This window comes from Zoogloea sp., from assembly GCF_041908905.1.
Lineage (GTDB): Bacteria > Pseudomonadota > Gammaproteobacteria > Burkholderiales > Rhodocyclaceae > Zoogloea.
Map to the genome: position 1 here is coordinate 1 of NZ_JAYREK010000054.1, position 20733 is coordinate 20733.

The window sequence follows — 20733 nt, forward strand, 5'->3', positions numbered from 1 at the left end:
CCAACCGGCCCTGCTGCTACCTCCCCGCTACCGCGCCCCAGACATCAGTGCGCTGCAGCAAGAGAGCGCGCATTATAAAGAACTATCGGAACCCGTCAACACGTTTGGGAAAATAAATTTCAGGCCGCCAGCCAGAAGGTGACGAAGAAGGGCCGGCGGCTAATGTGAAACAAGCCCCCGCCCGGCGATCCACTGCTCCAGGGCCTCAGCCCCCATGGGGCTCGCATAAAGGAAACCCTGCATCTCCTGGCATCCCATTTCTTCCAGCAACCCGGCCTGCTGATGGGTTTCGACGCCCTCCGCGATGACCTCGAGACCGAGACTCTTCGCCAGCCGGATGATCATCGTCGCGATACAGTCTTCCTTTGTTTCCGGGGTCAACTCCCGCACAAAGGCGCGATCGATCTTGACCCTGTCAAAGGGCAGGCGGTTGAGACTGCCGAGGGACGAGAATCCACAACCAAAATCATCCACGGCCACCCTCAGCCCCAGGGCCTTGAGTTCACGCAACTGATTGGCGACAGACAGGGGATCCTCCATTGCGACAGACTCCGTGATCTCGAACTCGAGCCTTGCGGGGTCGACACCGCTCTCCGTGATGATTCGAGCGGTCTTCGCCACGAAATCCGCCTCGCGAAACTGGGCCGCCGAAATGTTGATGCCCATCCGGAAGCCCGGCATCCCCTGGGCGTCCCAGCGCACCACCTGCCGGCAGGCCTCGGAGATCACCCATTCGCCGATATCGACGATCATCCCCGTATATTCAGCGAGAGGAATGAATACTTCCGGCGAGACCACCTCGCCGCTGGGCTTGACCCACCGGATCAGGGCCTCGCACCCCAGTAGCTCCGTGCTGCCGGACGCCACCTGGGGCTGGTAGTGCAATCGGAGCCCTTTTCCCTGCTGCAGCGCGGAACGCAGTTCGGTCAGGAGCCGCACACGGTTCTGGGTGGAAGACTCCATGTCCCCCGAAAAGAATTGCCAATGCTGGCTACCGGCCTGCTTGGCGTGGCTGAGGGCCAGGTTGGCACGCTTGAGAAGCTCGACGGCGCCACCGGGCGTCGGCGCGAGATCGACGAAGCCCGCCCGGGCACGCATCGGGATCGCGTGGCCACGCACGGTGAATGGCACCGCGAAGACGTCCAGGATGGCAGGCGCGGTTTCACGCCCTGACCGCCAGCACACCCCGAAGGCGTCGCCGGCGACGCGCGCCACCAAGGCATCCGGCCCCACCCAGGCCTGAAGGCGCCGGGTTACCTCGACGAGCAGCAGATCACCGCTACGGTGACCGAGGGCGTCGTTCAGCTCGGCGAAACGGACGATGTCGATGATGCCCAGCAGCCATCCCCCCGCCGTCAAGGTGGGCAGCTCCTCGTCGATGCGATCGAGGAAACGGGTACGATTGGGCAGCCGGGTGAGCGGATCGTAGTAGGCGAAGAAACGCAGCCGCTCGAACAGCACTACATTCTCGAAGCCGACACCCAGGCTCACGCACAGCACTTCGATCATCCGCAGGGTCAGCTCGGTGGCGGGGCGCGACAGATCGACGTGGATCAGCGCCTCCTTGCCGTGGGTGCGTCCGATATAGAGGCAGGCCGAGCCGGTATCGAATACATGTCGTCGCGCCGCGAGGCCGCTGCGCAGGGAGTTCACCAGCGCTTCGTTGCCGACGTCGGAGAGCGGTTTTCCAGCCAGCTCGCGATAGTCCCCCGAGGCGGCAAGGATGCACGGAGTCTCGCCACCGGGCCCCTGCAGCCCGCCATCGGAAGGGCCATAAAAGACGGCGCTGAGCGGCGCCCCGAAAAAGCCCTCGAGGTGCCTCAGCGCCGCATCGGCGAAGGCCTGCACGTCCCGCGGCACGAAGAGCTGATTGCCCGTTTCGATCAGGAGTTCGAGGCCACGGCGACTCTCGTCCAGGGCGCCGATCTGCTCATAGGAGCGGATCGCCGCCGTGAGGGTCGTGATGAGGCGAGTGTGGGTGAGCTCGGACTTGGTGCGGTAATCGTTGATGTCGTAGTCGCGGATCACGCTGAGCTCGGGCGCATAGCCCGGCTGCCCGGTGCGCAGGATGATCCGCGTGTCGCGCCTGCCGAGTTCCTCGCGAATGACCCGGACCAGGGCCAACCCGGCATCGTGGCTCTCCATGACCACATCGAGAAGGATCACCGCCACATCCGGGTTCCTCTCGAGCACGGCCCGCGCCTCGAGCGACGAGGCCGCGTTCAGCAGTTCGAGCTTGCGGCCGCAGATGGTCACCCCCCGGAGCGCAAACAAGGTGGCCTGATGCACTTCCGCATCATCATCGACGATGAGAACTTTCCAGGCACGCTCGGCAGGCGTTGCGTGGGCCGATTCATCGTCTTCGAGAAACTCGATGAACTCTTCGGGGCGAGTAACCGCGAGCATAGACATAATGGAAAATCCGAAAGCCGGATGCGAGCAGGACTCCCGCAATTGGTAATGTTCTACGGCACGCGGGCAACGCTTCTTTAACCCGCCGCGGCGCGTGGAATTGCTTCCCTCCCCCCGAAGAATGGGCGCAGAATTCAAACGCAGCGTTCGCCCGCCTTCCCGGAGAAAGCACCCCATGAGCAAACTTGAACGACTCGGCAGCCTGGACATGACCTGGCTTCAGATCGAACGGGAGACCAACCTGATGCAGGTCGTCGGCGTGCTGGTGCTCGAAACCCCGCTCGACCGGCAGCGACTCGAAACCCTCCTCCGGGCTCGCCTGCTGCGCCTGGAACGCTTCAGCCAGCACGTGCTGCGGGACAGCGCAGGGGCGATCTGGGAGAGCGGCCAGGTGGACATGAGCGCCCACATCGTCGACCTTCCCCTGCCGGCCGGTGACGAACAGGCCGCCCTGGAGGCCGTCGTCAGCGAACTGGCCGCAACGCCCCTCGACCCGCAACGGCCGCTGTGGCAGCTGCATCTCGTCGGGCAGTACAGGCAGGGGAGCGCACTGATCGTGCGCATCCACCACTGCATCGCCGACAGCATCGCGCTGTTCAGCGTCCTGCGCTCGCTGACCGACGACACACCCACGGCCGATACGCCCCCGCCGCCCGCCACCGCGGAACAGGCCGGCAACATCTTCGAGCAGCTCTGCGCCCCGCTCACCCGCAGCATGATCGACAGCATCACGGCGTCGGGCGCGTTCTGGGCAAGGTATCTGAGCCTCATGCTCAACCCCCAGCAGGTGTTCGACTATGCCCGGGCCAGCGCCGCGCTGACCCTCGAGATCGGCAAGCTCACCGGCCTGCAGGACGACAGCAGGACCTTCCTGAAGGGCCGCCCTGGCGGCACCAAGCGGGTCAGCTGGAGCCAGCCCCTCCCCGAAAGCCTGGTCCAGGCGCGCGCCGAAGCCACCCACACGACGGCCGACGCGGTGCTGCTGGCCGGCCTGAGCGGCGCGCTGCACGACTACCTGCGGGAACAGGGCACCTCGACGGAAGGCGTGGAGCTGCGCACCCTGATGCCGGTGAACCTGCGCGACGCCGACGCCGACGAGGTGCTCGGCAACCGCAGCGGGCTGATGCTCATCGAGCTTCCGGTGGGCATCGCCGACCCGCAGGAGCGCCTGCGCGAAACCCACCGCCGCGTGGCCCTCTTCACCAAGGCCTACGACACCCAGAGCGCGCTGGGCATCTTCAGCCTCATCGGGCAGACCCGCAAAGCCGTCCAGGAGCAGACCCTGCGCCTGCTGGCCGCCAAGACCAGCGCCGTGCTGTGCCATGTACAGGGCTCGCGCCAGGCGCGCTACCTCGCCGGCGCGAAGATCGCCGAGGAGGTCTTCTGGAGCCCGACCTCCGGCGACCTCGGCCTGGCGATCAGCCTCGTGGCCTACGACGGCCACTACCAGCTCGGCCTGCTGGCGGACACCGCCATGGTGGCCGACCCGTCGGCCATCACCGGCCGGATCACCGCCCAGCTTGCCGCCCTCGCCCCGGATGTCGCCCCCAGCCCACCGCCCGCGCCCAAGCCCCGCCGGAAGAAAGCGACCCCTAAAACCGCCTGAGGCTCAACTCGCCCGCGGGTCGAAGGCGTCCCGCACCACGTCCGCAAACAGGTTGGCGGCCAGCACCAGCACGAACATGAAGATGAAGGCCGCCATCAGACTCCACCACACCATGGGCTCGCGGGCCAGCTCCATGCGGGCCGCGTTGATCATCGTCCCGAAGCTGATGGTGTTGGGATCGACGCCGATGCCGACGTAGGACAACACCGCCTCGGCCAGCACCAGGCCCGAGAAATCCATCACCAGCGCGATCAGGATCAGGTGCATCAGGTTGGGCAGCACGTGGCTGGCCAGGATGCGCCGGGTCGACACGCCGAAGGCCCGCGCGGCCTGCACGTACTCCAGCTCCCGCAGCTTGAGGGTCTCGCCGCGCAGCAGGCGGCACAGGCCGGTCCAGCTGGTCATCCCGAGGATCAGGCACAGGGCCAGCAGGCGCGCGTCCGCCCGCTCGGCGGCGGTCTCGAACCACTGGGGATGGGTGTCGATCACCCCCTGCATCATCAGCACCGCCGCGGCGATCAGCAGCACGCCGGGGATGGAGTTGAGCACCGTGTAGAGATACTGGATCACATCGTCCACCCAGCCGCCCAGGTAACCCGCGACGACGCCGAGGACGACCGCCAGGGGCAGCGTGACGAGGGTCGTCAGGGTGCCGATCACCAGCGCCGTACGGATGCTCTTGAGGGTGAGGAAGAGCACGTCCTGCCCCACCTTGTCGGTGCCGAACACGTGGTATTCGGTAGCCAGCGCGGCAAGCGGACCCACCACCAGCAACACGCCGGCGAGGGTGAGCAGCATCGCCCGCCAGGCCAGCCCGCCCTTGCCCCGCCACACCGCCCGCCAGCCGGCCCCGAAGGGCACCCGGCGGGCGCGGGCCACCAGCCCCACGACCAGCCCCGCCAGCACGAGCCAGCCACCAGCCGCCGCGGCGAGCCCCATCGTGATGCGCCCCGCCACGTCGCCGGGGAGATCCTGCTCCGGATACTTCAACCCTGCCCCACCGTACTTGAGACGCGGGAACTCCCGGTGCTGGGCGCCATCCTTGCCCTCCACCGTCTGCTTGGCGAAGAGCTGCCAGGCCAATGGCGCCGAGTAGGTCTTCTCGACCCGCGTGCGCAGGGGCTCGGCCAGGGCATCGAGGGCGCTGCGGACCTCGGAGGACAGTTGCGGCTTCGCCCCGGCCGCCTCGGCGCCGGCGGGCACCAGGCGCTCCCGGTAATGCAGGCTGTCGACCAGCCCCACCAGCACGAAGAGCAGCAGCAGCGTGAGGGAGGTCATCCCCACCCCGCTCGCCCCCACCCGCCCCCAGGCGGCGCGCATGGGTTCGCTGCGCCGGGCGCTCCAGGCCGCCAGCGCGATGCAGCCGACGAGCCCGAAGAGCAGCAGATCGGTCCACAGGACCACCGGTTGAAAGCCCATCATTCCAGCCTCACCCGCGGATCGACCAAGGTGTACGACAGATCGGTGAGGATCAGCCCCACGATGTAGAGCAGCGAGCCGATGAAGACCATCGCCCGCACCACCGGAAAGTCCTGCGAGTTGATCGCGTCGATGGTGTAGCTGCCCAACCCCGGGATGCCGAAGAAGGACTCATAGATCAGGCTGCCCATGAAGAGCGACGGGATCACCACCACCACGCCGGTCAGGATGGGGATCATCGCGTTCTTGAGCACATGGCGGAACAGCGCCTGGAGTTCGGACAATCCCTTGGCCCGCGCCGTGCGCACGTAGTCCTTGCCCGCCTCCTCGAGGAAGATCGTGCGATACCAGCGCGCACTGCCGCCGATGCCGGCGATCACCCCGATCACCACCGGCAGCACCAGGAAGCGCCCCGCGTCCAGCCCCTCGCCGTAGCCCGAGATCGGCACCAGGTGCCACACCTTGGACACCAGCCATTGGCCGCCGATGATGTAGAAGAGGCCCGAGATCGACATCATCGCCACGCACAGCACCACGCCCCAGAAATCCAGATACGACGCCCGGAAGAACACCAGCAGCAGCGCGAAGGATACCGTCACGAACAGGCCCAGCACGAAGGTCGGCAGCGCGATCGCCAGGGACGGCCCCATCCGTGTCTTGAGCTCGTTGGCGATGTCGCGCCCGTCGTCGGCCCGGCCGAAGTCGAACACGAACATGCGCAGGGATTTCTCGAAGAAGATGGTGTGGGTGAGCTTCTGCGTGCCCTCCGCCGCGCCATCGAAGAGCAGCGGCTTGTCGTACCCCCGTTCCACCTTCCAGCGCTCGATGGCCTCGGGGGTCACGCGCTTGGCCCCCAGTTGCATGCGCGCCATGTCGTCGGGGGTATTGACGACGAAGAACAGCGCGAACGTGAGCAGATTGACGCCGATCAGGATCAGCGGCGCGTACAGCAGGCGACGGACGATGTAGGCAAACATAGGGCGCCTATCCTACATGGCCCCGCGCCGATGACGAAGCCCCGGCGGCTAGCGCTTCAGCGCCCCGCCCACCAGGCCGCGCACCGCCTCCTGCAGGTCGGCCGGCAACACCACCACCTTGGCGTTGTCGGTGGAGCCCATCCGCTCGAGGGACGCGATGTACTTCTCGCCGAGCAAAAACAGCATCGGCGCCGTCTCGGTGCCCACCGCGGCGGCCACCCGGCGGATCGACTCGGCCGACGCCTCGGCCAGCATCACCTGGGCGTTGGCGTCGCGCTTCGACGACTCCAGGCGCGCCTCCGCCTCGAGGATCGCCGCCTGCTTGGCACCCTCGGCGCGGGTCACCACGGCCTTGCGCTCCCGCTCGGCCGAGGCCTGCTGCTCCATCGCCTTCTGCATCGACTCGGAAGGCTTGATGTCCTGGATCTCCACCGACTTCACCGTGAGGCCCCAGTCAACAGCCTCGTCGGCGATCATCTCGCGCAGGCGCGCCTTGATCTTGTCGCGGCTCGACAGCGCCTCGTCGAGCTCCATCTCGCCGATGATCGAGCGCAGGGTGGTCATGATCATGTTGCGGATCGCCTCGGAGAAGTCGGTCACGCCGTACACCGCCTTCACCGGATCGGTCACCTTTAAAAAGGCGATCGCGTTGGTGAGGATCACCGCATTGTCGCGGGTGATCACCTCCTGCTCCTGCACGTCCAGGATGATGTCCTTGGTCACCAGCTTGTAGGCCACCTGGTCGAGGTAGGGAATGATGATGTTGAGGCCCGGCTTCAGCGTCCCGTAGTACTTGCCCAGCCGCTCCACGATCCACTCCTCGCCCTGGGGCACGATGCGCACCCCCTTGGCGATCGTCACCACCACGAACACCAGGATCGCCAGCACGACGAACATTGCATCACTCATGGCCTGCTCCTCACGCTTTCACAACCTTCAGGAAACTGCCCTCGATCGCCACCACCCGCACCCGCTCGCCCACCGCGATGGGCGCATCGGCGACGCACTCCCACTCCTCCGCCCCCAGCACCGGCTTCTGGAAGCGCAGCCGGCCCCGGGCGAAGGGCTCGGCCGGCTTGGTCATCAGGCCGATCTCGCCGATCGGCTCGCCGTCCGACTGCCCCACCCGCGTGCGCGAGCGCAGATACTCGCCGCCCTTGAACACCCGGAACCACAGCCCCACCATCGCCACCGACGCCACCACCCACAGCCCGATCTGGGCCGTGGCCCCCAGCGGCACGGCGAGCATCGCCAGCCCCACCAGCAGGGCGCCCAGCCCGAACCAGATGATGAAGAAGGCCGGCACCGCCAGCTCGGCGATCACCAGCGCAATGCCCAGCACGATCCAGTGCCACCACTCGAAGCTCATCGCGTCACCTCCAGCGGACATTCTGAACCAAAGGCCGTGACGCGGCCATGACCGGCGCGCCAATGAGAAAGGCCGGCCCCCTTTCGGTGGGCCGGCCTTGATCGCCGCAGCGACAGCCTGGCGGATTACTCGCCCTTGCTGTGGGCCGACAGCTTCAGCCAGGTGTCAACCACGGTATCGGGGTTCAGGGAGATGGTCTGGATGCCTTCGTCCATCAGCCACTCGGCCAGATCGGGGTGATCCGAGGGGCCCTGACCGCAGATGCCGACGTACTTGCCCAGCTTGTTGGCACCCTTGATCGCCATCGACAGCAGGATCTTGACGGCCGGATCGCGCTCGTCGAAGGAGTGGGCCACCAGGCCGGAGTCGCGGTCGAGGCCCAGGGTCAGCTGGGTCAGGTCGTTGGAGCCGATGGAGTAGCCGTCGAAGTGCTTCAGGAACTCTTCGGTCAGCAGCGCGTTGGACGGGATCTCGCACATCATGATCAGCTTGAGGTCGTTCTCGCCGCGCTTCAGGCCATGCTCGGCCAGCAGCTCGACGACGCCCTGGGCCTCTTCGACGTTACGCACGAAGGGCACCATCAGCTGCACGTTGGTGAGGCCCAGCTCGTTGCGCACCTTCTTCATCGCGGCGCATTCCATCTCGAAGCAGTCGCGGAAGCTGTGGGCGATGTAGCGGGACGCGCCGCGGAAGCCCAGCATGGGGTTTTCTTCTTCCGGCTCGTAGATCTCGCCGCCGAGCAGCTTGCGGTACTCGTTGGACTTGAAGTCGGACAGGCGGACGATGACGGGCTTCGGATAGAAGGCCGCGGCGATGGTGGCGACGCCTTCGACCAGCTTCTCGATGAAGAACTGCTTGGGCGTGGCGTAGCCGCGGGAGCGGCGCAGGATCTCGTTGCGCAGGCTGGCCGGCACCTGGTTGATCTCGAGGATCGCCTTCGGGTGGATGCCGATCATGTTGTTGATCACGAACTCGAGGCGGGCCAGGCCGACGCCGCCGTTCGGGATCTGGGCGAATTCGAAGGCCAGCTCCGGGTTGCCCACGTTCATCATGATCTTGACGGGGATTTCGGGCAGGTTGCCGGTGTCGGTGGTGACGACCTCGAAGTCGAGCTTGCCACGGTAAACATAACCGGTGTCGCCTTCGGCGCAGGAGACGGTGACGTCGTCGTTCTCGCTCAGCACTTCGGTGGCGTTGCCGCAGCCGACGATGGCCGGGATGCCCAGCTCACGGGCGATGATCGCCGCGTGGCAGGTGCGGCCGCCGCGGTTGGTGACGATCGCGGAGGCGCGCTTCATCACCGGCTCCCAGTTCGGGTCGGTCATGTCGGTGACGAGCACGTCGCCGGCCTTGACGCGTTCCATCTCGGAGGCGTCCTTGACGACGCGCACCTGACCGGCGCCGATCTTCTGGCCGATGGCGCGGCCGTGGGTGAGGGACTTGCCATACTGCTTGAGGCGGTACTTCTCCATCACGTGGCCGGACTGCTGGCTCTTCACGGTCTCCGGGCGGGCCTGCAGGATGTACAGCTTGCCGTCGTCGCCGCTCTTGCCCCACTCGATGTCCATCGGGCGGCCGTAGTGCTGCTCGATGATCATCGCATAGCGGCCCAGCTCGAGCACGTCGGCGTCGGTGAGGGAGTAAACATTGCGATCGGCTTCCGGCACATCGACAGTGCGGGTGGACTTGCCGGCTTCCTTCTTGTCGGCAAAGACCATCTTGATCAGCTTGGAGCCGAGGTTGCGGCGGATCACCGCCGGCTTGCCCTGGGCCAGGGTGGCCTTGTGCACGTAGAACTCGTCCGGGTTCACGGCGCCCTGCACCACGGTCTCGCCGAGGCCGTAGGAGGCGGTGATGAACACCACGCCGTCGAAGCCGGATTCGGTGTCCATGGTGAACATCACGCCGGAGGCGCCGATGTCGGAGCGGACCATGCGCTGCACGCCGGCGGACAGGGCCACCTCGGCGTGGGTGAAGCCCTTGTGCACGCGGTAGGCGATGGCGCGGTCGTTGTACAGCGACGCGAACACTTCCTTGATCGCGTGCAGGATGTTCTGGTAGCCGTGGATGTTCAGGAAGGATTCCTGCTGGCCGGCGAAGGAGGCGTCGGGCAGGTCTTCGGCAGTGGCGGAGGAGCGCACGGCGAAGCTGCCGTCGCCTTCGGCGGTCAGCTGGTCGTAGGCTTCCTTGATCTCGGCTTCGAGATCGGCCGGGAAGGGGGTGTCGACGATCCACTGGCGGATCTGGGCGCCGCAGCGGGCCAGGGACACCACGTCATCCACGTCGAGGCTCTCGAGGGCGGCGCTGATGCGCTCGGCCAGGCCCTGATGGGACAAAAACTTGCGGTAAGCGTCGGCGGTGGTGGCGAAGCCGCCGGGAACGCGCACGCTGGCGGGCAGCTGGCTGATCATTTCGCCGAGGGAGGCGTTCTTGCCGCCAACCTGGTCGACGTCGCTCATGCGAAGTTCTTGGAACGGAATGACATTGCGGGCCATGAGGATCTTCCTGGGAGAAAAATAAAACGGCGTTGGAGTTCTGATCGGCGCGTATTGTAAGACCATTGTTGCTATGCCGCATGCAGGGTTTATCCTAATGCGTGGCGCCTGCCACGCCCGCGGAAGGCCCTCGGCGCCTGCCCTCGGGGCCGGAATGGGATAAGATGCTTCATCGGCCCGCAGCACCGGGCCACGCGCTATCGTCCAATCCCTGTCGGCACTTTCATGACCCAGACCCGCCCCGTTTTCTTCGTCTCAGACGGCACCGGCATCACGGCCGAGACCCTCGGCCACAGTCTCCTCGCCCAGTTTCCGGATACCCGCTTCAAGCCGCACCGCATGCCCTTCGTCGACTCCCCCGACAAGGCCCGCGACTGCGCCATGAAGATCCGCGACGCGGCCGTCGAAACCGGCCTGCGCCCGATCGTCTTCAACACCCTGGTCGACCCCGACGCGGTGGCCGGCCTGCGCGAGGCGGACGCCCTCTTCCTCGATCTCTTCGAGAAGTTCATCGAGCCCCTCGAAAACGAACTCGGCCAGCGCTCCACCCATGCGGCCGGGCGCTTCCACGGCATCGCCGAGAGCCAGGACTACAAGCGCCGTATCGAGGCGATCAACTTCACCCTCACCCACGACGACGGCGTCTCCCACGCCGACCTGGCCGAGGCCGACGTGATCCTGGTGGGCGTGAGCCGCTCCGGCAAGACCCCGACCAGCCTCTACCTGGCGATGCAGTTCGGCATCAAGGCCGCCAACTACCCGCTGATCCCCGAAGACTTCGAGCGCAACAAGCTGCCCGTCGAACTCACCCGCTACCGCGGCAAGCTGTTCGGCCTCACCATCGGCCCCGACCGCCTGTCGCAGATCCGCCAGGAGCGCCGTCCCAACAGCCGCTACGCCTCCCTCGAGAACTGTCTCCAGGAGATCGAGGCCGCCCAGCGCATGATGAAGCGCGAAGGCATCAAATGGCTCGACTCCACCGCCAAGTCCATCGAAGAGATCTCCACCATCATCCTGCAGGAAATCCGCCTCGACCCGCCCTCCTACTGAGGCCGGCCGACACCCCTGCAGCCCATCGACCCCATTACTCAAAAGGAGAGCCCCGATGAAACGTAACCGACTCGGGCGCCGCGGCGGCCTGCCGCGGGACGCCGAACAGCTTCTGTGGCTCGCCAATGGCCTGGCCGATTCGAGCAGCCGTGCCGAAGACCACTTCTGGGACCAGCGCCTGGCCGACGCCGTCGACCACCTGCTGCGCTCCGAAGACGAAGACGCCCTCAACACCGCCCTCGACCATCTCTCCACGGCCAGCGCCCACGCCTACGACGAGCTGGCCGACATGATCGAGTCGCGGGCCGAAGGTGCCCTCAAGTCCGACGACCAGCACGACGTGCTGCTGATCGCCGCCCCGGTGATGGCCTGGTCGCGCTACCGCATTCCGGCCTCGCCGATCGCGGCCGCCGCCATGGCCAACCTGCGCGTGCAGCTCAAGGCCCACGTGCTCGCCAAGGACGTCAAGCTGGCCCTCGCCGACTTCCTGTTCAGCCCCGACCAGCTGCCCCAGGGCTACTGCGCCACAGCCGATTTCGCGACCCACCTGGGCAAGGCCGCCGGCACCGACACCGACCTCCACATAAAAACCGACAACCTGCCCGAAACCGCCCAGTTCCTGTCCGACACCCGCTACCTGCTGGGGGCGGTGGTCGTGCCGAAGGGCGCGCCGATCTTCCGCTGGCAGGAAGAAGACTGCACCCGCGAGCAGGCCCAGGAGCAATGGCGGGCCCAGGGCGGCGCCTGCTTCGCGCCGCTGCTCACCGGCTGCGCCTTCGAGGTCGTGCTGCCCAACGCCTACTTCGCCGCCAGCCGCGAAGCCGACAAGGCCTCGCGCCCCTACTCCATCCAGGCCTCGGTGGCCTTCCTGTCCACCACCCTCGACACCCCGGCCACCGGCCTGCGGGCCGTGGTGGCGCCCTTCTTCGAGCGCCAGGTCGAGGAATACCGCATCGGCTTCACGCTGCGCGCCCAGAGCGAGGTCGTGCATGGCGTGGTGTGGCCGCTGCTGGGCGCCGAGGACGAGAGCAGCGAGACCCTCGCCGAGATCGAGGCCACCCTGCACGCCTGCGGCATCGCCGACGTGCTGGTGCTCGACAACGAGTTCCCCATGGAGTACTGCGACGACTGCGGCGCCCCCATGTACCCCTCCCCCGACGGCGAGGCGGTGCATGCCGAGCTGCCCGAAGAACAGGCCGAGCAGATGCCGAAACATCTGCACTGATCCACGGTCAGACCCGGGCGGGGTGCTCCCCGCCTTTTTTTGCCCCCGGAGACTGCGATGACCCGCAAGATCGAAAAGACCGACGCCGAATGGCGCGCCCAGCTCAGCCCCGAGGAATACCAGGTGACCCGCCAGAAGGGCACCGAACGGGCCTTCACCGGCCGCTACTGGGACTGCCACGAACCGGGCCAGTATCGCTGCGTGTGCTGCGGCGCCGACCTCTTCTCGTCGGAACACAAGTTCGACTCGGGCTGCGGCTGGCCCAGCTTCTACGCCGCCGCCGCCCCCGAGAACGTCGAGGAGGCCGAGGACCGCAGCCACTTCATGCTGCGCACGGAGGTCCTGTGCAAGGACTGCGGCGCCCACCTGGGCCATGTCTTCGAGGACGGCCCGGCCCCCACCGGCCTGCGCTACTGCATCAACTCGGTGGCGGTGAAGCTCGAGCAGGACAACTGACGCCGGCCGGCGGCCTCACTTCTGCATGGCCGCCAGGGTCTGGGAACGGAAGTCGCGCCGGTACAGCACGCCGATGATCAGCGTCGTGACGGCCACGAACATCCACGGCTGGATGAACCAGAACACCGCCGCCAGGCCAAAATAGTAGGCGCGGATCCCCCGGTTGAACTCGTCCCCGGACAGGGCGTTGATGCGCGCAAAGCGCCTCGCGTCGTCCTCGCTGGCCTCGTCCGGCGGCGGCGCGGCGCCCACCACCAGCGACAGCATGTTGAACTGGCGGAGCGACCAGGTGAACTTGAAGTACGCGACGATGAACACCATCAGCAGCAGGAGCAGCTTCACCTCCCACACCTCCCGAGACACCTGCCGGGCAAAGGGCAGGTCGGAGGCCACGTCGATCAGCCGGTCCATGGTGCCGAGCAGGGCCAGCAGGCCGGCGATCACGTAGATCGTGGTGTTGGCGTAGAACGACACGTTCTGCATCAGGTTGCCAATCAGCGCCACATCCGCCATGCGGTTGTCGCGGCGCAGCATCTCGCGCCCCCACTGGAGTCGGAACCCATGGCTCGCTCCCAGCAGCCCCCGCGTACTGCCCAGCGGCCCGTGCTCGACGATCCAGCCATAACCCATCCAGCACACCAGAAACCACGCCATCGCGCCCCAGTCGGCCAGGCTGAAGGCCGACAGCCAGGCTCCGCTCATCGCCCGCCCCCTGCCGCCCCGGCGGCCAGCAGGAAGTCACGGACCGGGGCGATCTGCCCGGCGTCCATCAGGGTCGGCGCGTGGCCGACGCCCGGCACCTCCACCAGCCGGGCCCGCGGGCCGCGCCGGCCCATCTCGTCGGCCGTCTCACGGGTCAACAGGTCGGACTCCGCCCCCCGCACCAGCAGGGTCGGGCAGCCGATGGCGTCGTAGATCGGCCACAGGCTGACGTCCTCGAGGAGCGGCGTCTGGCGGAAGGGCTCGCCGATGCCCGGGTCGTAGCGCATCGCCCAGCCACCGTCGACCGCCTTCACCGAGCTCTCGGTGAGCTGCCGCCACTGGGCGTCCGACAGATGGCCGAACGGGGCGCTGACCGCCCGGATGTAGGCTTCGGCGGCCTCGAAGTGCGGAAACACCGGCGCCATGCCCACATACTGGCCAATACGCGCCAGCGACGCGGCGGTCACCACCGGCCCCACATCGTTGAGCACCAGCCGGCGGATCGGGTTGTCGGGGATGCTGGCGATGAGCATGCCGATCAGCCCCCCCATCGAGGTGCCGACCCAATGCACGCTGTCCACGTCGAGCCGGGCGATCAGCGTGATCATGTCGGCCACGTAGGTGGGCAGCTGATAGTCCGTCTTCACCGGCAGCCAGCTGCTCAGGCCGCGCCCGACCACGTCCGGGCAGACGACCCGGTAGTGCGGTGCCATCGCCCGGGCCAGCTCGTCGAAATCGCGGCCGTTGCGAGTCAGGCCATGCACGCACACCAGCACGTCCGGGTTGTCGGCATCGCCCCACTCCAGATAGGACATGCGGTGCAGGCCGTGGGGCCCGGCGCACTGGACGCTGCGTCGGCGCGGAGGGGTGTCGGAGGCGGACGGGCGGGGGGCGGGGTTCGGGCTCATGGCGGCGGCTTGGCGTGTTGAATGGCGGTGGCCAAGGATAGCATCGGCGACGCACCCCGGCGCCCCGCCCGCTCAGCGCCCATGCCAGTAACGCGGCGCCGCCTCGCGGGCCGTCTCGAGGCGCGGGCCGCCGGGGGCCAGATGCACCGTCACCGCGCCCGCCACGTCGGTGCGCCACATCGCCGCGCCGGTGGCGGCCCAACGCGCCCACACCTGGGCGTTCGGGTGGCGGAAACGGTTGAGATAGCCCACCGGAAAGACCACCCAGCGCGGCCGCGTCGCCTCGATGAAGGCCGCCGTGGACGAGCTGCGGCTGCCGTGGTGCGGCACCACCAGCACATCGCTGGCCAGACGCCCGGCCTGGTCCTGCAGCAAAGTCCGCTCCGAGGCGGCCTCGATGTCCGACGTGAGCAAGGCCGACAGGCCGCCCGCCTCGATCCGCAGCACGCAGGCCACCTCGTTGGTCTTGCTGCCCGGGCTGTCGTCCGCCGGACGGCCGGGGTGCAGCATGGTGAGGCGCACCCCATCCCAGTCCCAGCCCTGGCCCGCCACGCAGGGCTGGTGGCGGGGGCCGGCGATCAGGCGGGCCGGGTGGTTCTCCGACAGCGAGCTGCGCACCTCATCGACCGGAATGCCGGTCAGCACAGCCTCGGCACCGCCGGAGTGGTCGTTGTCCTGGTGGGTGACCACCAGGGTGTCGAGCCGGCGCACGCCCCCCGCCCGCAGGTAGGGCAGCAGGATGCGCTCGCCGCTGTTGGCGTCGGCCGAGAAGGCCGGGCCGGTGTCATAGATCAGATCGTGGCGGGCGGTCTGCACATGCACCGCCAGGCCCTGGCCCACGTCGAGCACTGTTACGCGGGCCTCGCCCGGCGCGGGCCGGGCCGGCGTCCATAACAGCAGCGGCAGCACCATCGCCAGGCCGACTCCGCGCGCCGGCGTGCCCCGGGGCAGCAGCGCCCACACACAGCCAACGCTTGCCAGTGCCGCCAGCCATAGCGGTGGCGCAGCCTGCTGCCAGCTCGCCCAGGGCAGCCCGGCGAGCCACTGGATGGGCACCATCATCAGCACCAGCGCCCCATGGGCAAGGTCGGCCAGCATCTGCAGCGGCAGGATCGCGAAACCGATCGCCAGCGGCGTGACGACGAAGCTGACCAGCGGGATCGCGATGGCGTTGGCCAGCGGCGACACCAGCGAGAACTGCTGGAACAGCACCAGCAGCGCCGGCACCAGCCCGAGGGTCACCGCCCACTGGGTCCGCAGCGCGCTCCACAGCCGCCCCTCGGGCGCCAGCCTGCCGCTACTGACCAGGAAGAGCAGCGCCACCGCCCCGAAGGACAGCCAGAAGCCGGCGGCCATCACCGCCCACGGGTCGAGCACCAGCACCACGGCCAGGGCCAGCGCCAGCACCCGGGCGGGCGCCGTCTCGCGCCGCGCCACCAGCGCGAGGGCCACGCAGCCCAGCATGTAGAGGGTGCGCTGGGCCGGCACGCCCCAGCCGGCCAGCAGGCAGTACGCAAACGCCATCGCAAACCCCGCCACCGCGCCGGCCTGCTGGGCCGGCCAGCGCAGCGCGAGGGTCGGGCTGCGCCGCCACAGCCCGCCGACGGCGGCTGCGAACAGGGCAGCGATCATCGTCACGTGCATGCCGCTGATCGCCACCAGGTGGGAGATGCCCGTCCGCGCGAAGACCCGCCACAGCTCCGGCGGGATCGAGCGCTGGTCGCCCACCACCAGCGCCACCAGCACGCCGGTGTAGGCCCCCGCCGGCAAGGCCTTGCGGAAGCGCTCCCGCACGCCCTCGCGCAGCCGCTCGACAGCGTTCATCAGGCCGGGCACGAAGGCGTCGAGGCGCCGGTTGTCGGGGGCCGGGCGCACGTAGCCGGTGGCCCGGACGCCCTGTTCCAGCAACCAGCGCTCGTAGTCGAAACCACCGGGGTTCACGTTGCCATGGGGGCGCTTGAGGCGGACCGTGAGCTGCCAGCGCTCGCCCGCGTGCAGGGGCGGCAGCGCATGCCATTCTTCGTCACGAAAGCCCTTGTACCAGGCGAGGGAGAGCTTGCGCGGCACCGGCGCCGCACTCTCCTCCACCTCGAAGGTGAAGCGCAGGCCCCGCTCGAAGTCCTGGGGCAGGCCGGCGACCACGCCGGTCAGCACCACGTCGCGGCCCTCCCACTCGCCGGGCAGGGCGTCGGCGAGGCGCAGCTCCGCCCGCCAGGCCGCGTAGGCCCAACCGCCCGCCACCGCGGCCATCAACAACATCGCGACGCCCGCGGCACGCCCCGCGCGGCCGGCGCCAATCCGCAGCCCCAGGCCCGCCAGCAGCGCAAGCAGCGCCAGACCCGCCATCGAGGGCACACCGCAGGGTGGCAGGGCGGCGACCAGCTGACAGGCCAGAATGCCAATAGCAAATGCCGAAAAGATAAATCCCATAACCCGGAATCTATCCTAAAACCTGCTCTCCTGCGCGCACAGCCAAAGGCCGGGCGCTCGGTTAGAATCCTCGTGGGCGCAACGGGGGCGGATCCGCCAGGCGTCCTTCGCCCACCTCCATGACAATGCGACGACTGCTCAAGCGCCACCTGCCCGATCACCAAACCCTGGCCGCCAACCGCTGGCTGGCGCCCTTCGGCGACACGCTGCTGCATCCGCGGCTGTGGCACCTCAACCGCCATTCGGCAGCCGGTGCCGTGGCCGTGGGGATGTTCTGCGGGCTGATCCCCGGGCCCTTCCAGATGCTGGGCGCGGCGCTGTGCTGCGTGCTGTTCCGGGTGAACCTGCCGCTGGCCCTGCTCACCACCCTGTACACCAACCCCTTCACCATCATCCCGCTGTATTTGCTCGGCTTCTCGATCGGCGAGTGGATCCTGGGCGGCAGCGTGGGGCAATTCACCGCCCCCCCCGAATGGTCCGGCAACTGGAGCGGCGCCGGCCTGCTCGGCTGGCTGGAATCCCTCACCCACTGGATGCTCGGCCTCGGCCGGCCGCTGGCGCTGGGCCTGATCGTGCTCGCCGCGACGCTGTCCGCCGCGGGCTACCTGGTGGTGCGCGTCGCCTGGCGCCTGTATCTCATCCGTGCGTGGCGGCGGCGCGGAACCCGCCAGCCATGAGGATCACCTACCTGCTGGAACTGCTGCGGCGTTTCTTCCACCTGCGCCGCCCCAAAACGGCGCCCGCGCCCACGCGGCACAGCCAGCTGCCCCGCATCCTGATCCGCATCTACTTTGCGGTGGGGGTGCTGCTCACGCTGATCGCGGTGGGTACCATCGGCTTCTACCTGATCGGCGGCGAGCGGGCCAACCTCTCCGACGCCGTCTACATGACGCTGATCACCATCACGACGGTGGGCTACGGCGAGATCGTTCCCCTCCATGGCTTCGGCGAGCGGCTGTTCACCGGCCTGATCGCCCTGGGCGGCTTCGGCGCCGTCACCTTTCTGTTCACCAGCCTCACGGTGTTCTTTCTCGAAACCGATCTCGACTACACCCTGCGGAGACGACGCATGGAAAAACAGGTCCGCAAGCTGCACAGCCACTTCATCATCTGCGGGTTCGGGCGGGTCGGCCGCAACGTGGCCAACGAGCTCACCACCACCCACCGGCACTTCGTGGCCATCGACTCGGACGAGGCGGCGATGGAGGCCCAGCGGGAGCGCACCCCCGGCCTGGTCTACCTGGGCGGCGACGCGAGCGACGACGAGCTGCTGCTGTCCGCCGGAATCATGGACGCCCACGGCGTGTTTGCCGTGACCGGCGACGACAGCCGCAACCTGATGATCGTGTTCACCGCCAAGCAGCTCAACCCGAAGGTCCGCATCGTGGCCCGCTGCCACGAGGTGCGCAACGCCGAGAAGCTGCGCAAGGCGGGCGCCGACAGCGTGATCTCGCCCGACTTCACCGGCGGCATGCGGATCGCCTCGAGCATGATCCGCCCCCACGTGGTGTCCTTCCTCGACGAGATGCTGCGCTCCGAACACAAGCTGCGCCTCGAGGAGGTGCCGGTGCCGGAGCGCTTCGAGCCGCGCGCCCTCGAGACCCTGCGCCTGCGCAGCCCCAACTACGTGCTGCTGGCGGTGCGCCACAACGGGGATTTCGTGTTCAACCCGCCCAACGACTTCATGCTGACGCCGGGCCAGCACGTCATCGCGATGGCCTCGCCCCAGGGCCGGCAGGAGCTCGAGAGCGCGCTGCTGCCGGACTGAACGGGTCTAATCGGGTATCGCGCGGCCCCCGCGGGGGCCCGGCGCTCAGATGTGGAAGTGGGAAACTTCGTCCCGCAGGTGCTGGGCCAGGCCTTCCAGGCGTTGGGCGGTGTTGGCGGTGTCTCGCACCGCCGCCGAGTTCTGCTCGGCCATCTGGGCGATGTGTTCGACGCTGCGGGCGATCTCGTTGCTCGCCGCGCCCTGCTCGCGCAGCGCCGCCGAGATGTCGGTGACCGCATCCACCACCTGGCTTGCACCGGCGCGGATCTGCTCCATCGAGGCACCGGCCTGCCTCGCCAGCTCGACGCCACCCTCGACCCGGGTGACGCCTTCGTTCATCGTTTCCACCGCCAGCCGTGTCCCCTTCTGGATCGCGGCCACCATACCGGTGATCTCGTCGGTGGCCTTGGCGGTGCGCTCGGCCAACTTGCGCACCTCGTCGGCCACCACCGCGAAACCGCGGCCGGTTTCACCGGCCCGGGCTGCCTCGATGGCGGCGTTGAGTGCCAGCAGGTTGGTCTGGTCGGCGATCTCCTTGATGGAGCTCACAATGGTCGAGATCTGGGCGGACTGCTCGCCCAGGTCCTGGATCACCGCCGCCGATTCACGCACCGAGCTGGCGATGAGTTCCATCTCGCCCACCGTCTTGGCCACCACCGCGCCGCCCTCCGACGAGATGCGCCCGGAGGCCGACGAGACCCCCTCAGCCGAAGCCGCGCTGCTGGCGATCTCGGAGATGCCCACCGTCATCTCTTCGATGGCGGCGGCCATGCCGCTGGCCGCCATGCTCTGCTGCTCGGAGCCGTCGGAGACGCGCGAGGCCGAACCGGCGAGCGCCACCGCCGCCCCCGCCACATCGTTGGCGCCGGACTGGACCTTGCCGAGCACCGTCGAGAAGGCCGCCGCCATCTCGTTGAACTGCCCGGCCACCAGACGCAGCTCGTCATTGGCCGTCAGGTTGATGCGGGCCCGGAGGTCACCGGCGGCCAGTGCCTGGGCACCGATCCGCAGCTCGCTCACCGACTGCATCATGGCGAAACAGAAGGCCGTTGCCAGATAGATGAGCACCAGCACTGCCACACCGGCAAGCCCCGCATGGAGGGCAAAGGTCTGCCGGTGCCCGGCGAGACGGGATTTCAGCAACGTCTGCACGGCCGGGATCAACTCGTCGTAGTTCTTGGCGAAGCTCACGTCGATCGCCACCGTCGCCATGTCGAAATAGGCTTGGGGCGCCATCTCGAAGTCACCCTTCAGGATCTTCTCCCGCAGATGCTCGACGACCTTCAGCGTGTGCGCGTTGAACTCCTTCTCAAGCCGCTCAAGGGAGGGCTTCAGGCCCGGATTGGCCGCGGCCGCCCGGTGAAGGTTTTCATTGATCGCCTGCTGGGCAAGCTGCAGCTCGCCCAACTGGACGCTGATGTCGTAGCGCTGCTGATCGCCGATGACCTTGGACGACAAGACGCCGGTTCCCAGGGCCCGCAGGCGGCCGAGACGCTCGCCCACATCGGGGAGGCCACGGACTATTGCATCGATCAGGTAAAAGCTGTCGGCCGACGGGTCGAGGCTCAGGCCACCATCGTCCCAAAGGTCGTGCAAGGCATCTATGGCCTTGCCGATCAGGCGCGTATGGGCCACCACGCTCTCCCGCTGGGTCAGCTGCATGCCACCCGTGCGAAGGGCCTCCCAGTCCTGGGTGACCTGCTTCCAGCGCTGCGAGGCGGATTGCGCCACGCCGCCCGACAGATCGGCCTCACCCTGCTTCAGCGCCTCGACGACCTCCTCGGTCTTCTTCTGAGCACCCCAACCCCGCGCACGGGCCAGGTGTCCCTGAAGAAACGACGATGCGTTACAAGGTGAACGGCAGTGCCGAGATGACCGACACGTCATTGGTGCGAGCGCGCGGCGTTAGCCGACGC

At 67.8% G+C, this 20733-nt stretch carries 16 protein-coding genes; 6 read left to right on the forward strand and 10 right to left on the reverse strand.

The window, feature by feature from the left end; genetic code table 11:
• Positions 1–159: 159 nt before the first annotated feature.
• On the reverse strand, positions 160–2412 hold the full coding sequence (locus ACE3OU_RS17935; protein ID WP_374242921.1) for an EAL domain-containing protein: 2253 nt from the start codon (positions 2410–2412) through the stop codon (positions 160–162).
• Positions 2413–2587: 175 nt separating this feature from the next.
• Between ACE3OU_RS17935 and ACE3OU_RS17940 the strand changes: the two genes are divergently transcribed.
• Positions 2588–4018, forward strand: coding sequence for a WS/DGAT domain-containing protein (locus ACE3OU_RS17940; RefSeq protein ID WP_374242922.1), 1431 nt, complete (start codon positions 2588–2590; stop codon positions 4016–4018).
• A 3-nt stretch (positions 4019–4021) separates the two neighbouring features.
• Here the strand turns inward: ACE3OU_RS17940 and ACE3OU_RS17945 are convergent, their stop codons facing one another.
• The 5 genes from ACE3OU_RS17945 to ppsA form a co-directional block, all read right to left on the reverse strand.
• The gene (locus ACE3OU_RS17945; protein WP_374242937.1) at positions 4022–5437 is read right to left on the reverse strand and encodes an ABC transporter permease; all 1416 of its coding nucleotides are present in this window, start codon (positions 5435–5437) and stop codon (positions 4022–4024) included.
• Positions 5437–6414 (reverse strand): ABC transporter permease, encoded by a 978-nt coding sequence (locus ACE3OU_RS17950; protein WP_374242923.1) that lies wholly within the window; start codon positions 6412–6414, stop codon positions 5437–5439. Before ACE3OU_RS17950 ends, ACE3OU_RS17945 begins: the two co-directional genes overlap by 1 nt.
• A 48-nt stretch (positions 6415–6462) precedes the next feature.
• Positions 6463–7323 carry an SPFH domain-containing protein gene (locus ACE3OU_RS17955; protein WP_374242924.1) on the reverse strand — a complete coding sequence of 287 codons (861 nt, stop codon included), beginning with the start codon at positions 7321–7323 and terminating at the stop codon, positions 6463–6465.
• Positions 7324–7333: 10 nt separating this feature from the next.
• Positions 7334–7783, reverse strand: coding sequence for an NfeD family protein (locus ACE3OU_RS17960; protein WP_374242926.1), 450 nt, complete (start codon positions 7781–7783; stop codon positions 7334–7336).
• Between the two features lie 125 nt (positions 7784–7908).
• Positions 7909–10278: a phosphoenolpyruvate synthase gene (ppsA, locus tag ACE3OU_RS17965; RefSeq protein WP_374242927.1), complete on the reverse strand. Its 2370-nt coding sequence runs from the start codon at positions 10276–10278 to the stop codon at positions 7909–7911.
• Between the two features lie 225 nt (positions 10279–10503).
• Here ppsA and ACE3OU_RS17970 point away from each other — a divergent pair, with 225 nt between their 5' ends.
• From ACE3OU_RS17970 to msrB, 3 genes are read left to right on the forward strand one after another with little or no spacing between them, the layout of a single operon-like run.
• Positions 10504–11328 carry a pyruvate, water dikinase regulatory protein gene (locus ACE3OU_RS17970; protein WP_374242928.1) on the forward strand — a complete coding sequence of 275 codons (825 nt, stop codon included), beginning with the start codon at positions 10504–10506 and terminating at the stop codon, positions 11326–11328.
• Between the two features lie 55 nt (positions 11329–11383).
• On the forward strand, positions 11384–12553 hold the full coding sequence (locus ACE3OU_RS17975) for a DUF2863 family protein (protein WP_374242929.1): 1170 nt from the start codon (positions 11384–11386) through the stop codon (positions 12551–12553).
• 57 nt (positions 12554–12610) lie between these two features.
• Positions 12611–13009, forward strand: coding sequence for a peptide-methionine (R)-S-oxide reductase MsrB (msrB, locus tag ACE3OU_RS17980; RefSeq protein WP_374242930.1), 399 nt, complete (start codon positions 12611–12613; stop codon positions 13007–13009).
• A 15-nt stretch (positions 13010–13024) separates the two neighbouring features.
• Here msrB and ACE3OU_RS17985 read toward each other — a convergent pair whose 3' ends face one another.
• The 3 genes from ACE3OU_RS17985 to ACE3OU_RS17995 form a co-directional block, all read right to left on the reverse strand.
• On the reverse strand, positions 13025–13711 hold the full coding sequence (locus tag ACE3OU_RS17985; protein ID WP_374242931.1) for a DUF599 domain-containing protein: 687 nt from the start codon (positions 13709–13711) through the stop codon (positions 13025–13027).
• Positions 13708–14619 (reverse strand): alpha/beta fold hydrolase, encoded by a 912-nt coding sequence (locus tag ACE3OU_RS17990; protein WP_374242933.1) that lies wholly within the window; start codon positions 14617–14619, stop codon positions 13708–13710. Before ACE3OU_RS17990 ends, ACE3OU_RS17985 begins: the two co-directional genes overlap by 4 nt.
• Before the next feature lie 72 nt (positions 14620–14691).
• Entirely contained in the window at positions 14692–16965 is a 2274-nt protein-coding gene (locus ACE3OU_RS17995) for a DNA internalization-related competence protein ComEC/Rec2 (protein ID WP_374242934.1), read from the reverse strand.
• A gap of 209 nt (positions 16966–17174) precedes the next feature.
• Between ACE3OU_RS17995 and ACE3OU_RS18000 the strand changes: the two genes are divergently transcribed.
• The gene (locus ACE3OU_RS18000; RefSeq protein ID WP_374242938.1) at positions 17175–17726 is read left to right on the forward strand and encodes a DUF2062 domain-containing protein; all 552 of its coding nucleotides are present in this window, start codon (positions 17175–17177) and stop codon (positions 17724–17726) included.
• Positions 17723–18817 carry a TrkA family potassium uptake protein gene (locus ACE3OU_RS18005; protein ID WP_374242935.1) on the forward strand — a complete coding sequence of 365 codons (1095 nt, stop codon included), beginning with the start codon at positions 17723–17725 and terminating at the stop codon, positions 18815–18817. Before ACE3OU_RS18000 ends, ACE3OU_RS18005 begins: the two co-directional genes overlap by 4 nt.
• A gap of 45 nt (positions 18818–18862) precedes the next feature.
• Here the strand turns inward: ACE3OU_RS18005 and ACE3OU_RS18010 are convergent, their stop codons facing one another.
• The gene (locus tag ACE3OU_RS18010; protein WP_374242936.1) at positions 18863–20548 is read right to left on the reverse strand and encodes a methyl-accepting chemotaxis protein; all 1686 of its coding nucleotides are present in this window, start codon (positions 20546–20548) and stop codon (positions 18863–18865) included.
• Positions 20549–20733 lie beyond the last annotated feature (185 nt).

What these genes read in the sequence shown, in the direction of transcription:
- ACE3OU_RS18000 (WP_374242938.1), top strand. Translation starts at nt 17,175, where the DNA reads ATGCGACGACTGCTCAAGCGCCACCTGCCCGATCACCAAACCCTGGCC.
- ACE3OU_RS17935 (WP_374242921.1), bottom strand. Translation starts at nt 2,412, where the DNA reads ATGTCTATGCTCGCGGTTACTCGCCCCGAAGAGTTCATCGAGTTTCTC.
- msrB (WP_374242930.1), top strand. Translation starts at nt 12,611, where the DNA reads ATGACCCGCAAGATCGAAAAGACCGACGCCGAATGGCGCGCCCAGCTC.
- ACE3OU_RS17955 (WP_374242924.1), bottom strand. Translation starts at nt 7,323, where the DNA reads ATGAGTGATGCAATGTTCGTCGTGCTGGCGATCCTGGTGTTCGTGGTG.
- ppsA (WP_374242927.1), bottom strand. Translation starts at nt 10,278, where the DNA reads ATGGCCCGCAATGTCATTCCGTTCCAAGAACTTCGCATGAGCGACGTC.
- ACE3OU_RS17995 (WP_374242934.1), bottom strand. Translation starts at nt 16,965, where the DNA reads ATGGCGGGTCTGGCGCTGCTTGCGCTGCTGGCGGGCCTGGGGCTGCGG.
- ACE3OU_RS18005 (WP_374242935.1), top strand. Translation starts at nt 17,723, where the DNA reads ATGAGGATCACCTACCTGCTGGAACTGCTGCGGCGTTTCTTCCACCTG.
- ACE3OU_RS17975 (WP_374242929.1), top strand. Translation starts at nt 11,384, where the DNA reads ATGAAACGTAACCGACTCGGGCGCCGCGGCGGCCTGCCGCGGGACGCC.
- ACE3OU_RS17985 (WP_374242931.1), bottom strand. Translation starts at nt 13,711, where the DNA reads ATGAGCGGAGCCTGGCTGTCGGCCTTCAGCCTGGCCGACTGGGGCGCG.
- ACE3OU_RS17950 (WP_374242923.1), bottom strand. Translation starts at nt 6,414, where the DNA reads ATGTTTGCCTACATCGTCCGTCGCCTGCTGTACGCGCCGCTGATCCTG.
- ACE3OU_RS17960 (WP_374242926.1), bottom strand. Translation starts at nt 7,783, where the DNA reads ATGAGCTTCGAGTGGTGGCACTGGATCGTGCTGGGCATTGCGCTGGTG.
- ACE3OU_RS17970 (WP_374242928.1), top strand. Translation starts at nt 10,504, where the DNA reads ATGACCCAGACCCGCCCCGTTTTCTTCGTCTCAGACGGCACCGGCATC.
- ACE3OU_RS17940 (WP_374242922.1), top strand. Translation starts at nt 2,588, where the DNA reads ATGAGCAAACTTGAACGACTCGGCAGCCTGGACATGACCTGGCTTCAG.
- ACE3OU_RS17990 (WP_374242933.1), bottom strand. Translation starts at nt 14,619, where the DNA reads ATGAGCCCGAACCCCGCCCCCCGCCCGTCCGCCTCCGACACCCCTCCG.
- ACE3OU_RS17945 (WP_374242937.1), bottom strand. Translation starts at nt 5,437, where the DNA reads ATGGGCTTTCAACCGGTGGTCCTGTGGACCGATCTGCTGCTCTTCGGG.